At 68.4% G+C, this 13,481-nt stretch carries 12 protein-coding genes; 7 read left to right on the top strand and 5 right to left on the bottom strand.

Features of this window, described 5'->3' with window-relative positions; translation table 11 throughout:
• Positions 1–267: 267 nt before the first annotated feature.
• Positions 268–1,860 (top strand): purple acid phosphatase family protein, encoded by a 1,593-nt coding sequence (locus tag IF29_RS0110080; protein ID WP_198037367.1) that lies wholly within the window; start codon positions 268–270, stop codon positions 1,858–1,860.
• A gap of 62 nt (positions 1,861–1,922) precedes the next feature.
• On the opposite strand, the gene IF29_RS0110075 is transcribed toward IF29_RS0110080, so the two are convergent.
• Together IF29_RS0110075 and IF29_RS0110070 are read right to left on the bottom strand one after the other, a co-directional pair.
• A complete protein-coding gene (locus IF29_RS0110075; protein ID WP_198037386.1) occupies positions 1,923–2,846 on the bottom strand; it encodes an aldo/keto reductase in 924 nt (307 codons plus the stop codon).
• A 174-nt stretch (positions 2,847–3,020) separates the two neighbouring features.
• Entirely contained in the window at positions 3,021–3,314 is a 294-nt protein-coding gene (locus IF29_RS0110070) for a DUF1330 domain-containing protein (RefSeq protein WP_030252515.1), read from the bottom strand.
• Between the two features lie 113 nt (positions 3,315–3,427).
• Here IF29_RS0110070 and IF29_RS0110065 point away from each other — a divergent pair, with 113 nt between their 5' ends.
• A complete protein-coding gene (locus IF29_RS0110065; RefSeq protein ID WP_030252513.1) occupies positions 3,428–4,330 on the top strand; it encodes a LysR family transcriptional regulator in 903 nt (300 codons plus the stop codon).
• 263 nt (positions 4,331–4,593) lie between these two features.
• Positions 4,594–5,079, top strand: coding sequence for a hypothetical protein (locus tag IF29_RS0110060; protein WP_030252512.1), 486 nt, complete (start codon positions 4,594–4,596; stop codon positions 5,077–5,079).
• A gap of 119 nt (positions 5,080–5,198) precedes the next feature.
• On the opposite strand, the gene htpG is transcribed toward IF29_RS0110060, so the two are convergent.
• Positions 5,199–7,145 carry a molecular chaperone HtpG gene (gene htpG / locus IF29_RS0110055; RefSeq protein WP_030252510.1) on the bottom strand — a complete coding sequence of 649 codons (1,947 nt, stop codon included), beginning with the start codon at positions 7,143–7,145 and terminating at the stop codon, positions 5,199–5,201.
• 240 nt (positions 7,146–7,385) lie between these two features.
• Positions 7,386–9,572 (bottom strand): phosphocholine-specific phospholipase C, encoded by a 2,187-nt coding sequence (locus tag IF29_RS0110050; protein ID WP_030252508.1) that lies wholly within the window; start codon positions 9,570–9,572, stop codon positions 7,386–7,388.
• Positions 9,573–9,997: 425 nt separating this feature from the next.
• Here IF29_RS0110050 and IF29_RS0110045 point away from each other — a divergent pair, with 425 nt between their 5' ends.
• Complete coding sequence (locus IF29_RS0110045) at positions 9,998–10,795, top strand: formylglycine-generating enzyme family protein (RefSeq protein ID WP_084713857.1); 798 nt, start codon at positions 9,998–10,000, stop codon at positions 10,793–10,795.
• A gap of 521 nt (positions 10,796–11,316) precedes the next feature.
• Here IF29_RS0110045 and IF29_RS45900 read toward each other — a convergent pair.
• Complete coding sequence (locus IF29_RS45900; protein WP_157623677.1) at positions 11,317–11,484, bottom strand: hypothetical protein; 168 nt, start codon at positions 11,482–11,484, stop codon at positions 11,317–11,319.
• 443 nt (positions 11,485–11,927) lie between these two features.
• Between IF29_RS45900 and IF29_RS0110030 the strand changes: the two genes are divergently transcribed.
• From IF29_RS0110030 to IF29_RS0110020, 3 genes are all read left to right on the top strand, one after another.
• Complete coding sequence (locus IF29_RS0110030) at positions 11,928–12,422, top strand: hypothetical protein (protein WP_157623676.1); 495 nt, start codon at positions 11,928–11,930, stop codon at positions 12,420–12,422.
• Positions 12,423–12,897: 475 nt separating this feature from the next.
• Complete coding sequence (locus IF29_RS46795; RefSeq protein ID WP_030252503.1) at positions 12,898–13,131, top strand: hypothetical protein; 234 nt, start codon at positions 12,898–12,900, stop codon at positions 13,129–13,131.
• 131 nt (positions 13,132–13,262) lie between these two features.
• On the top strand, positions 13,263–13,481 hold a 219-nt coding region (locus IF29_RS0110020; protein ID WP_030252502.1), incomplete at its 3' end, for a hypothetical protein.

Genomic DNA, 13,481 nt, shown 5'->3' with positions numbered 1-13,481 from the left:
GCACGGTCTGTCGGCCCAGGAACCACTGCTCGTCGTCAGTGCGATGACGTAGTGTCAGTACGGCTGGGGCGTGGCGCTGGGGCGGATGCCGGTCGGCTCCGCATATGGGGTACCACCCCGTTCCGGGCGCGAAGGGTGAATAGCCTGTTTGACCCCAAGTCGCCGTTACGTTCGTCCGCCGTTCACCTTCCCTGCCCCCGGGAGACGCCCAGGTGGTTGGTGATCATGTCAGCCTTCGGTCGATTCCCCAGGCCGAGGAGGCAGACCGTGGCAGCAGTGGTGCAACCGTCCCGTCGAACAGTTCTGCGTACGACAGCCGCGGCCGGCGCGGCTACCGCGCTGCCGCTGTCCACGCTTTTCTGGAGCCAGGCTGCGGTCGCCGCCACCTCGGGTCCGGAGCAGATCCACCTGCAGTACGGGCGCCGCCCGGAACAGGAGATGACCGTCTCCTGGGCCACCGCCGGCTCCGTCAAGCGTCCCCGGGTCCGTATCGGCAACGCCCGCGGCGACTTCGGCTACACCGTCCAGGCCGAGACCCGCACCTACGTCGACGGCCTCAACCAGGTTGAGACCTACACCCACCACGCCCGGCTGCTCGGCCTTCGCCCCGACACCAGCTACGTCTACGAGGTCTCGCACGACGGTGCCACCCCGGTCCGCGGCACCTTCCGCACCGCCCCTGGCAAGGCCAGGGCCGCGTTCCGGTTCACCAGCTTCGGCGACCTGGGCGCGGGCGACCCCACCTGGAGCAAGTCCTCCATCAACGGCGTCACCGCCGTCCACCAGGTCGAGCAGTTCGCCCCGCTGTTCCACCTGCTCAACGGCGACCTCGCCTACGCCAACAACAACCAGTACCTGCAGCCGCAGTGCTGGGACGCGTTCATGAACAACATGGCCTACTCCGCCGCGAACCGGCCCTGGATGACCGCGCTGGGCAACCACGAGGCCGAGGCGGGCAACGGCGCGCTGGGCTACGCCTCCTACCTGGCCCGTTTCGAGCTGCCCGACAACGGCACCCGCGACTACGCGGGCAACTGGTACAGCTTCCAGGTCGGCTCGGTCCTGGTGATCTCGGTGGACGGCAACGACATCGTGGTCGAGGACGACGCCAGCATCGACCCGGTCACCGGCCAGTCGGTCTACAACCACGGCTACAGCCAGGGTGCCCAGGTCCGCTGGCTGGAGCAGACCCTGTCCCGGGCCCGGCACGGGAAGGACGTGGACTGGATCGTGGTGACGATGCACCAGTTCGCCATGTCCTCCTCCGCGTCCAGCCACGGCGGCGACATCGGCATCCGCGAGCAGCTCCTGCCGCTGTTCGACCGCTACAGCGTGGACCTGGTCCTGGCCGGACACGACCACGACTACGAGCGCACCCACCCGGTCCGCGGCACCGACCCGGGCACCCTGCTGCGGCCCGCCGTGGTCGACGACGACCTGCGCGAGATCGACACCTCCAAGGGCACCGTCCACATGATCCTGGGCGGCGGCGGCACCGCCTCGCACGACGACGTCTTCCTGGGCAGCACCGACTCCTCGGGCATCCCCGAGGCCACCGTGCGCACCCAGCGGCTGACCTTCAAGGCGGACCCGGACGCCACCGAGAAGGCCACCTGGTCGGCGGTGCGCGACCCGAACACCGCCTACCCGTACGGCCTCGCGGTCTTCGACGTCGATCCCGGCACCCGGCCCGGCGGCCGCACCACCATCACCGTCAGCTACTTCCACACCCCGACCGCGACCGCGGCGGTCCCCTTCCCCGCCCCGGTGCTGTTCGACCGCTTCACCCTGCACCGCAACCGCAGCGACAGCTGGAGCGATGACCGGCACGGGCTCGTGGCAGCCGGCGCCAACAGCTGATCACAGTCAGCGGATCCAGCTCGGAGACACTGCGGAGCTGGATCCGCTGACCACCGGATCCACTAAGGCAGGGTGTGGCCGGCTGCGCGGAAGAGGCGGTACCACTCCTCACGGGTGAGCGGAAGCTCGGAGCCGGCCGCGCACTCGGTGACCCGGTGCGGGTTGGTGGTGCCGAGCACGACCTGCATGTTGGCCGGGTGACGGGTGATCCACGCGACGGCGACCCCGGTGGGCGTCACCTCGTACTTCGCGGCGATCTCATCGAGAGCGGTGTTCAGCTCCGGGTAGTTCTCCCGGTCGCCGATGAAGACGCCGTCGAAGAAGCCCTTCTGGAACGGCGACCACGCCTGCACGGTGATGCCGTTCAGGCGCGCATGGTCGAGCAGGCCGTTGTCCCGGTCGACGGACTGGTCCAGGCCGGCCATGTTCGCGGCGAGACCAGAAGCGATCATCGGGCAGTGCGTGATGCTCAGCTGCGCCTGGTTGACCACCAGCGGCCGGCGTACGGCGGTCTTGAGGAGTTCGATCTGTCCGGGGGTGTGATTGGAGACCCCGAAGGAGCGGACCTTCCCGGCCTCGTACAGCTCGTCGAAGGCCTGGGCCACCTCCTCCGGCTCGACCAGGGTGTCGGGGCGGTGCAGCAGCAGCATGTCGAGGTAGTCGGTGCCCAGCGCCGCCAGGGACTCGTCGACGGTGCGCAGGATGTGTTCTTTGGAGAAGTCGAAGAATCCGGGGCGGATGCCGACCTTGCTCTGGATGACCACCGACTCGCGCTCGGCGCCGCTCAGTTTGACGGCCTGTCCGAACCGTTCCTCGCAGGCGTGCCGGGTGGGGCCGTAGATGTCGGCGTGGTCGAAGGCATTGATGCCGGCGTCGCGGGCGCTGCCGTACAGGGTCCTGATGTCCTCGTCCTGGAGGTTGGCGATGCGCATGAGTCCGAGGACGACGTTCGAGGCGTGGGCTTGGGTATGGGGAATGGGGAGCATCTTCACGTGATCATCCTCGCCCAGCGAACGGGGCGGGCGCCAGTGTGGACGGCACGTTCCCGAACAGATGTCCTCGGCAGGCACAGGCGCCAGCACCTGGAGCGGCCCCCGGCTGTACGTTGCGGCCAGACTCGGTGTGGGACTGCCCGGTGGGCCCCGGCCGGCGGCCGCCGGTCAGTCGATGCCTTCGACGATGCGGAAGTCGCGCTCGAAGCCGTCGGGGAGGGCCACCATCGCCTTCTGGTACACCTCGCTCTCGTACGCCGCGACGGCCGCTTCAAAACTGTCGAACTCGATCAGAACGACGCGCTGCGTGATTCCGGCCTCGTGGGCGACGACGCGAGCGCCACGGGACAGTACGCGTCCGCCCCCGGCCTGGACAGCCGGACGGGCCAGCTTGTCGTAGGCAGTCAGCGCCTCAGGGCCGGAAACGGCGGGGTAGACACTGACCCAGTAGCCCTTGGCCATGGAAACCTCCTGTGTTCGGGATAAGCGCAGGTTAGGGCCTGATGTGCGGTCGAGGGAAAGACCGGTACGGGCTAGAGTCAGAATGGATCGTTATCAATCGGCGGGGAGGGCACGTGGCGCCGGACACGGTGAGCCTGCGGTACTTCCTGGTGCTGGCACAGGAGTTGAATTTCACCCGCGCGGCCGCACGGATCGGTATCGCACAGCCCGCGCTCAGCGCCCGGATGCGCCGATTGGAGGCGGAACTCGGTACGCCCCTGCTGGTCCGCACCACCCGCAGCGTCGTACTGAGCACGGCCGGTGCGGCTTTGGCGGAGGCCGTGCCGCCCGCGCTGGCGGCGCTGGACCGGGCATGGGACACCGCCCGCAGCGCGGCGGCCGGTGAACTGGGCACACTGCGCATCGGATACAGCCTCAGCACCGGGGCCGAGACGGCACCGGCCCTGGTCGACAGACTGATCCGCAACAACAGCGGACTGCAGGTCGGCGCGGTCCCGATGGCGACACCGGAGATCACCCCCGCGGTCGCCGACGGCCGCATCGACGCCGGGATCACCCGCGGTGAACAACCGGGCCGTGGCGTGCGCCGGCTCCTGCTGCGGCGGCAGCGCGTCGGGGTCCAGCTGGCGCAGCACCATCCGCTGGCCCGACACCCAGAAATCGAGATCGCCGACGCGGCCGCGTATCCGCTGCGACTGCCGGACCGCGCGGCCAACCCCGTGATCCACGATCAGCTGGCCGCACTGTTCCACAACACCCGACCACACCCCCGATTCCACACCTCGGCAGTCGCTTTCGACATGTCCCAGCGCGACCTGCGCGACGGGGTCACCCTCGCCCCGGCCGGCGAAGCCGCGATCACGACCCAACCGGCCGGACTCACCTGGCGACCGCTGGCGGGCGCGCCCACCCTGACGATCCACCTGGTCCTCCCACGCGAGCAGTCGCCCCTGCACCACCGCATCCGTACCGTCGCCACAACCCTGGCACGCGAGCTGCACTGGCTGCCGGACTGAGACGCAAGAGGCCAAGCGGGACGGACGCCCGCAGCCGGGCTGGGCACCGCTTGTTCCGGCTTGGGCGCGGCGGCGGGGAGCAGGGCGTCAGGCACGATTGGCAGCGTGGCCGCGCTGTCAGTCGGAGGACTTTTTCCTGCCAGCGGTATGGCGCATTCCGCGCTGTCCTGGTTCCTGTGTGTTGGCTTAGGGTCGCGGCCTGGGGGCAGTTCACCACGTTCAGGGGGGACACAATGGGTCGATTCAAGCGCCTCACAGTCACCATGGCGACGGGCCTTGCCCTGGCCGCCGCAGGGCTGGTCGGCACCGCCGGTACCGCCCACGCGGACGGCGACTGCGGGGCCACCTGGAACAACGTCGGATCGCCTGCCAACTTGTACTTCTACGACAGAACCATCAGCCAGTATGTCTACGCCGGTCAGGTCGAGCAGGAGTACCAGAATTGCGGCGGTGGTGTCGTCAACGCCCGTGCGCACTTCCAGTGGTCCGGCTGGTTCCAGTACGAGTATTCGAACAGCGCGGTCATTGTCCGGCTGTACGCCACCAACTCCAGCGATCAGGGCGCGGAGGAGGGGCTGACGAACCGCAAGGACGTGTACTCCGACGCCGTGGAGATCCACCATGCCAATCCGGATGCGTGGCAGGCCCAGGCGTCGCTCTACGGCTGCAATCCCGGCTACGCGGCCGGCACGTACTGGTACTACGGAACCGGCTCCGACTGGGGCACCCCGAGCACCGGTTACTGCTGAACCCGCAAGACATGCTCACGGTAGTCGTTGCCGATCCTGGTGACGGCCTGCCCGGCCGCGAATGTTCCAGCGGGTGCGGCCGGCCCGTGGCGTAGTCGGCCGGCCGCACCCCGCTGGGTTCACAGGACCTTGGTGAGGCGGTCGGTGAGGAGGCGGGTGAAGCGGGCCGGGTCGGGCAGGTCGCCGCCTTCGGCGAGCAGGGCCGCGCCGTAGACGAGTTCGGCGGTCTCGGCGAGCGCCGGATCGTCGGCGTTCTTGTGATGCGCCTGCTGCAGGGCGGTGACCAGCGGGTGGGTGGGGTTGAGTTCGAGGATCCGCTTGACGGCGGGCAGCTCCTGGCCCATGGCCCGGTACATCTTCTCCAAGGTGGGGGTCAGGTCGTGGGCGTCGCCGACGAGGCAGGCGGCTGAGGTGGTGAGCCGGGTGGACAGGCGGACCTGCTTGACGTAGTCGGCCAGGCTGGTCTGCAGCCATGCGAGGAGGCCGGCGAAGTCCTGCTCCCGCTGGGCCTTGTCGGCCTTGGTCTGCTCGTCCTCCGTGTCGGTGTCGTCATCGAGGTCGAGCTGGCCCTTGGCGATGGACTGGAAGCGGTGTCCGTCGAAGGCGGGGATCTGGTCGGTCCAGACCTCGTCGACGGGATCGGTGAGGATCAGTACCTCGTAGCCCTTGGCGGTGAAGGCCTCCATGTGCGGGGAGTTCTCCACCAGGGCACGGGTCTCGCCGGTCAGGTAGTAGATGGTGTTCTGGCCGTCCTTCATCCGCGACACGTACTCGCGCAGCGTGGTCGTCTTCTCCGGGTCGTTGGTGGAGTGGGCGGAGACCAGCTGGAGGAGGGCGTCGGTGTTGTCCCGCTCCTCGATGAGTCCTTCCTTGAGGACCCGGCCGAACTGCTCCCACAGGGAGGTGTAGGCGTCGGTGTTCGTGGCCTGCATGTCCTTGATCGCAGCGAGGACCTTCTTGACCAGGCGCCGGCGCACGGCGGTGATCTGACGGTCCTGCTGGAGGATCTCGCGCGAGACGTTCAGCGACAGGTCGTGGGCGTCGACGACGCCCTTGACGAAGCGCAGGTAGTTCGGCATCAGCGCGTCGCAGTCGTCCATGATGAACACCCGCTTCACGTACAACTGCACGCCGCGCTTGGCGTCGCGGGAGAACAGGTCGAACGGGGCGTGGGCAGGCAGGAACAGCAGTGCCTCGTACTCGAAGGTGCCCTCGGCGCGCATGTGGATCGTGTCTGCGGGGGGCTGCCAGTCGTGGCTGATCTGCTGGTAGAACTCGTGGTACTCGGCCTCGGAGACCTCCGAGCGCGGGCGGGCCCAGAGCGCCTTCATCGAGTTCAGCGTCTCCAGCGCGTCACCGCCGCCTGCGCCGCTCTCAGCGTCGGCGTCCGTCTCGGCGGTGGCGGGGGCCTGGGCGGCCATGCGGATGGGCCAGCGGATGAAGTCGGAGTACTGCTTGACGATCTGCCGGATCTTCCAGCCGGCCAGGTAGTCGGCGAGCCCGTCCTCGCTGTCCTCGGCCTTGAGGTGGAGGGTGACGGCGGTGCCGATGGGCAGGTCGGCGGCGTCGCCGATGGTGTAGGTGCCCTCGCCGTCGGATTCCCACACGGTGCCCTGGTCGGTGCCGGCACGGCGCGTGTGCAGGGTGACCTTGTCGGCGACCATGAAGGCGGAGTAGAAGCCGACGCCGAACTGCCCGATCAGGCTCTGGGCCGCGTCCGCGTCCTTGGCTTCCTTGATCTTGGCGAGCAGGCCGGCGGTGCCGGACTTGGCGATGGTGCCGATCAGGTCGACGACGTCGTCGCGGGTCATGCCGATGCCGTTGTCCCGCACCGTCAGGGTGCGGGCGTCCTGGTCGACTTCCAGGGTGATGTGCAGATCGGAGGTGTCCAGGGCGAGATCGGAGTGGGTGAGGGATTCCAGGCGGAGCTTGTCGAGGGCGTCGGACGCGTTGGAGATCAGCTCGCGCAGGAAGATGTCCTTGTTCGAGTAGATCGAGTGGATCACCAGCTGCAGCAGCTGGCGGGTCTCCGCCTGGAACTCCAGGGTCTCGGTCGTGTCGGCCACGGAGCGTCTCTCCTTCGTGCAAGGTGTCGAGTGGGTCGGGTCGGGTCTGGTCTGGTGCTGGTCAGTGTCAGCCGGGCGGCGGTTCGGGCCGGTCCGGTGCGGGCGGTGCCGTAGCAGGATAGAAAAATTCGCCGGCCGATGCGGAATCCCGGCGTGGCACTCGCCACCGCGACCGCAGAGAGCCCGGCGGTCCGCGCTGGTCGCGGGGTCCGCCGGGCTCACAGGTTGTGCGGGTCGGGATCAGCCGGTGATGCTGTTCGAGCCGTCCTCGAGGTGACCGACGTAGCGGCGGGACCAGGAGTGGTCCCCGCTCACCGTCACCGTGATGTCGTACCAGCCGCCGCTCCTGGACAGCGGGTCGACGGAGTGGGTCGCGTGACCGTGACCGGAGACGTGGTACGTGGCCGCGCGCTCCTGGATGTAGTGGTTGGAGACCACGGTGAAGGTCACGGACTTGCTGCCGGTGTTGCTCAGCGTCAGTTCGAGCTTGGGACGGGAGCCGCGGCCGTTGGCGCCGTACTCGGCCCGGACCTCGGCGGTCCGGCCCGAGGCGTCGACGTCTCCGGTGAACTGTCGCAGGAAGCGGTTGGAACCGACGATGGTGATGTCGTAGGCGGTGTCGCCCGCGACCGCACCGACCGGAGCCTGGCCGGGGACGGTCCTGGCGGAGGAGTGCGAGGCGTCGACCGTGTACTGGCCCGGGAACTTCGCCGGGTACTCGGTCAGCGCGGGCGTGGCGGCGAGGTTGTTGTAGACCGAGAAGTGGCTCGCCCTGCGCACGTGCGGGCCGTTGTTGCTGAAGGCCAGGTCCGCCGTCACCGACCCGCTGTCGTCGGTGCTGAAGCCGACCAGGTTCGCGTTCGGCTGGTCCGACAGCGGCCGTGCACGTTTGGTCCCCGGCTCCTGACGGGGCATCGCGTTGGTGGTGACCGGCGGGTGGTAACTGGCGGCCTCGCCGATGGGAGCGAGCGTCGGCAGCTTCGGCAGGCCGAAGACCGGCGAGGTGAAGTCGAAGGCGTTGGTCAGGTCTCCGCAGACCCGGCGGCGCCAGTCGCTGATGTTCGGGCAGATCGCCGGCTTGTTCTGGGCGCTGCTCCACTTCTCCAGGAACTGGATCACCGAGGTGTGGTCGGAGACCTCGGAGGTGACCCAGCCGCCGCGGGTCCACGGCGAGACCAGCAGCAGCGGAACGCGGAAGCCGAGGCCGACCGGCACCGGCTCCGTGAAGCCGTACTTGGACAGGTCGGTACCCGCGACGAACTCGTCGCGCTCGCCCGCAGGAGGAACGGGAGGGGGTACGTGGTCGAACTGGCCGTCGTTCTCGTCGAAGTTGATGATCACCAGTGTCGAGTTGAAGACGTCCGGGTCGGCGTTGAGCGCCTTGAGCACCTCGTGGACGTAGTAGGCGCCGTCGGTCGGGGCGCCGTCGGGGTGCTCGGAGTAGCGCTGGTTGGTGACCAGCCAGGAGACCTGCGGCAGTGTGCCGGCCAGCACGTCCTGCTTGACCGCCGACGCCAGGTTGTCGGCATTGCCGACGTCGGGGTCGTTGGGCTCCGCCACGATCGCGACACCGTGGTCGTAGAACACGTTGCCGGGCTGGGGAGTTCCGCCCTGCTCGGGGTCGAACTGCGCGAAGTGCTTGAAGTACTCCAGGCCGTTGTCGCCGTAGTTGTCGCTGCCCTGGTAGACCTTCCAGCTGATCCCGGCCTTCTGCAGGGTCTCCGCGTACGACTCCCACAGCAGGTCGCGGCCCAGTTCGTCGCCGCCGCTGTAGGCGGTGAAGCTGCTGTACTTGTTGGCGGCGTCGATGGTGCCGCCCCAGTGGTAGGTGCGGTTGGGGCCGGTCGCGCTCAGCACCGAGCAGTGGTAGGCGTCGCCGATGGTGTACTCGTCGGCCAGGGCGTAGTGGAACGGCAGGTCGGACCGGTCCAAGTAGCCGAGCGTGGTCGGTCCGCCCTTGCTGGCGTACCAGGCGTTCATCAGGCCGCCGTACCACGCCGTGTGTTGGCTTTCCCAACTATGGTCGGTGCCACCGTAGTTCTGCGCGCCGATCTCGGAACTGGGCGGCTGGTGCCCGGCCGGGTAGGCCGAGACCGGGGCGTCGCTCAGGTGCCACGGATACTGGGTGCCGGTGATCGGCTGGCCGGGCGTCGTCACGGGCTGCTGGAAGACGGAGAGGCCGCCGGGCTGGGTGATCGTGGAACGGTCGCCGAAGCCGCGCACGCCCTGCAGCGAACCGTAGTAGTGGTCGAAGCTGCGGTTCTCCTGCATCAGGATCACCACGTGCTTGATGTCGCGAATGTCGCCGTGCAACTTCGGCCGGGGGGCCGACTGGGCCTCGGCTGCCGGGGCGGACACGCCGATCGCCGCAGCGCTGGTGATCGCGGTAGCCGCACCGAGGAAGCCTCTGCGAGACAGTCTTGGCATGGTTCAACACCTCCGGAAGGGTTGGGGGCGCTGCGAACCTACTGACCACGCGCGGCATGCCAGTGAATCGGGCATGAACGACAACGGAAATGATCATTTGTCGACTTGTTGCTGTAATGGGGCATTAGGGGCGCACCGCAGGCAAGGCACATGCCCCGGCGAGTGGCTCCCTGGCCCGGTCGAACTCCAGCGTCGCGCTCCCGGCACCGGCGCCCGGCTCCAGCGACGGTGCGGTGCCGGTCAAACCGTGGAGCGATCAACGAGGACAAGGCGACGGTTCGGCCCGGCTCCCGCCACGCGCCGGCGTCACCGCCACGGCGGTCACGAAGCGCGGATTCGCGCGCAGTGAGCGTGGCGAGGCACTGGCAGGAGGCGGTCGCGAGGCTCTGGTTCCAAGGTCGCTGTCGGGATGGGTCGATGGGCCGATGTGCTTCCTGTCCATCGGCGTGATCCTGAGGACTGTTGGATCGAGCCGAGGAGGGACCGTGCAGGTGGAGCGGGTGGATTGGGTTGAGGTCCCGGCGGGGTTGCTGTGTCGGGGTACGCCGATTGACGAGGTCGAGCGGGTGGCGGTTCGTTATGCCGACACCGGGGTGCCGGTGGCGTGGTTCCGGAAGGAGGCCCCGCGTGCGGAGATCCTTCTCCCGGCGTTTCGGATCGCCCGCACCCAGGTCACGGTCGGCCAGTGGGCGGTCTTCGCTGCGGCCACCGGCAGGCCTGTTCCGCAGGCGCCGGGGGACCACCCGGTGGTCGGAGTCGGTTGGGATGCGGCGACGGACTACTGCCGGTGGCTGGGGAAGCAGTTCGACGGCCTGGAGGTGAGGCTGCCCACGGAGGACGAGTGGGAGCGCGCCGCTCGCGGCGAGGACGGCCGGGAGTTCCCGTGGGGCACGCAGTACCGTACTGGCCTGGCCAATCTGGCGGACCTAGGCATCGGCACCACGGTGCCGGTCGGCTCGTTCCCCGAGGGCGCCAGCCCGTTCGGTGTGCTGGACATGGCCGGCAACGCGGACGAGTGGACCTCCACCCTCTACGCCCCCTACCCCGGCGCCCCCGCCGACGTGCCGGACGTCGAGGACTGGGCCTTCGATCCGCACGTCACCCGGGGCGGCTCGTTCCGCCACGACCGGGACCTGGCCCGGTGCGCCCGTCGCCACGGCGCCTACGAGCGGGATCTGGCGGCCATCGGCGTGGGTTTCCGTCTGGCGGCACCGGCGCAGTAGGACGGGAGTCAGTCACCCGAGTACCCCCTCATGTGCGGCGTGCCCTTGCGCCTGTGCACTTTCGTCTGCACCGGCCTCCGCACGTTTCCGTCGCATCGAGCGCTGCCGGCCAACCCGCCGCCCACTTGGGAGCACACTGCGGCGCTAGCGGCCGCGCAGGCCCACGCGCCCGGTCCACAGCACGGGGGACATCTGCGGGCACAGCGGGACGCAGCCTGGTCGGCCACCGTTCTCACCCGTTGCCCCGGGGCCGGCTGGTGCTGTTTCGCCGGACTTGGGCGTAGGGCTGCCTTCCGGTGCCGCGGAACTCGCGGCGCCGGACGTGGCGGGCTTCGATCAGGAGGGCGTTCTCCGAAGCGGTGGCACCGGTGCGGGTGACGTACTCTGCCCGGTCCAACGCCCGCCGTAGTCCGCTTTCGCCGCACTTGGCGCCGGAACCGGAGTGGACAACGAAGACGGCATGAGGGGTCCGTGTGGTCTCCGCATCGGCTGGGCGCTGGCGCTCTATCGGTCACGACGGATCAGCACTGGGGGAACCCGCCGGGGGAGTTGTGCGCATGCCAGACGGCGTAGTTGTCCACGTAGGCGCCGTATACGTAGTCGTCCCAGTTCACCCAGTCGGTTGCGGGGTCCCACTCCTCGACGACGTGGTACCAGACGTCGCCCTGGTTGTTGATGTTCTGTCCCACTGACCAGCAATCCACCATGATCTGGTCGCCAGGGTGGAGGTCTGGGTGCGTGTCCTTGTCAGCAGTCCAGGGTGCCCAGTAGAGCCCCACGTTGTGGCTGGTATTCAAGCCGACCTGGTAGCAGCAGCTCGTCGAGGCGTGAGCGGGAGCATTGGCCAGGAGCATGCCACTGGCAGCCATCACAGCGACCAGAACGGCTCGGCTCGCACGCTGGACCGATCTCGACTTCATACTTCTTCCTCACGTGACTGTGACGCAGGAGCAACTGTCCTGGTGAGCGTTGAGCATAGGAGCGACTTCGGTCACGGGTAGAGCCGTTTTTCAGTCATGTGATCTAGTGCTCCGGGTGCGGCCGATCAGGTCCGGTGCGGGCCGGGCCTGTCCGGGGGTGATGTCGCCAGGTTCGGTGCCTGTTTGTTCGACGGTCTTTAGAATGACTGAATGTGACGGGATTTCAGATGGGTTTGTCGCGGCGTGCCCGTACGGAGAAGCTGCGGAGGTTGGCCTGGCAGTCGGGTGTCGTGGGTGGCGTGGCTCTCTGGGGCTACTTTGCGTTCAGTCCGTTGGGTCTGGCCGGTCTGCGGGGCTGGGGTGTGGTCGCGGTATGTGCGGCTGCGGCGGTCGTCAATGCCGTTGTCTCCCTCAACCGGTGCCTGGCGGTGGTGTGGGTCGAGGACGAGGGAATGGAGATGCGTTCCTTGTTCACCCATCAGTACATCCGCTGGGACGGCGTGAGTGACATCGCGGTCGAACGGCGGGGTGTGGACCTGTCATGTGTGCTGCGGGTCTACCGCATCAGGGGATACCCGGTGACCGTGCCCGGCTGGATCGCGGCGGAGGTGGATGGCCTTGCTGAGGCGGATCTCCGCGACAGGGCAGCGGTCCTGCGCCAGCAGTGGCACCGGGTCGTGCGGCCGGTCGAGAAGGGTGCGCCGTAGCTGACCGCGACCTTTCGTGGCCGTCGGTGGCCGCAGGTCCGCCACTACCGGGCGTGTGCTTGTCCCTCACGGTGTCCCCATGCGACGGAGCGCGCTGTGGTCCAGGTCAGCGGCGTTCTTTCAGCTCTGGTGATTTCCGCGGCGGGGTAGTCACCGAGACAGTCACCTGCAGCCCAGCACCAGGAGCTTGGGCCGGTGGAAGCCGGGGTCCGCCCTGGTGCGTCCGGAGCGGATCGCGCGCCCGTGCCGCTCTCACGAGCCCCTTCCCTGGCCCGTCGCCGTGCCTCACGTTGGAAGTGTGGGTCGACCCAGCGGAGCCGGCGAGAGGCACCGTCCGGTAGCAGCCGCGTCGCCCGGGTGTGCCGGACTCTTGTGGTTGGCTGACAATGACAACCTAGTTGGCCAGTCGGGGCATTATGGGGACATGAAGCGTGGGGGGCGTAGAGAACGCCAGCGTCAGCGGCGAGAAGCCGACGTGGAGACCTTCGGGGACGTCTTGCGCAGGGTCCGCGGCAGACCACTGACGCTCCTGACGCTCCTGGTCGTCGTGGTACCGCTGGTCGGCATCGGCGTCGCGTTCGTCCCGCAGCCGTTTCAGAGTGCGCCAGGGGCTGTGATCGGCATCCCCGCCGCGATGTGGATCCTAAGGCGGGACCAGCTCAGGCGGGCGGCTACGTCGGCGAAGGACGATGCGGCCGAAGGCTCCTGAGTCGAGTGCAGGTCACGCCGACAGGCCTGTCGCGGTTGGTGTGACTGGTCGAGACAGGTGTCACTGAATTCGCCGACCGATCTCTAGTGCTGTGACCGCTATGGTTCGCCGGGTTGAGAGGGAGGACCGGGGTGTTCGTCGAGATCGTCTTTGTTGAGCTGTCGATCGATCGTGACGAGGTCGAGGAGGCTCTGGAGGCGGAGTTCGCGCTCGACGGCGAGGTCACGGGCGCGGGCAGCGGCATGGGCCGCTGCCATCTTGACCTTGAGATCGCAGAGGGCTCGGACGCGAGTGCGGCACTGGAGCGGCTACGGGCGGTGCTGTCCGAGTTGGGGGTCGCGGACTGCGCG

Origin of the sequence: Streptacidiphilus jeojiense (assembly GCF_000719095.1) — a bacterium.
In the GTDB taxonomy this organism is placed as follows: Bacteria; Actinomycetota; Actinomycetes; order Streptomycetales; family Streptomycetaceae; genus Streptacidiphilus; species Streptacidiphilus jeojiensis.
This window is presented reverse-complemented; position numbering and strand designations above follow the sequence as displayed.

Excerpts from the sequence above, each read along its gene's own strand:
- IF29_RS0110045 (WP_084713857.1), top strand. The coding sequence starts at position 9,998 with ATGTGCTTCCTGTCCATCGGCGTGATCCTGAGGACTGTTGGATCGAGC.
- IF29_RS0110050 (WP_030252508.1), bottom strand. The coding sequence starts at position 9,572 with ATGCCAAGACTGTCTCGCAGAGGCTTCCTCGGTGCGGCTACCGCGATC.
- IF29_RS0110075 (WP_198037386.1), bottom strand. The coding sequence starts at position 2,846 with ATGCTCCCCATTCCCCATACCCAAGCCCACGCCTCGAACGTCGTCCTC.
- IF29_RS0110060 (WP_030252512.1), top strand. The coding sequence starts at position 4,594 with ATGGCGACGGGCCTTGCCCTGGCCGCCGCAGGGCTGGTCGGCACCGCC.
- IF29_RS0110070 (WP_030252515.1), bottom strand. The coding sequence starts at position 3,314 with ATGGCCAAGGGCTACTGGGTCAGTGTCTACCCCGCCGTTTCCGGCCCT.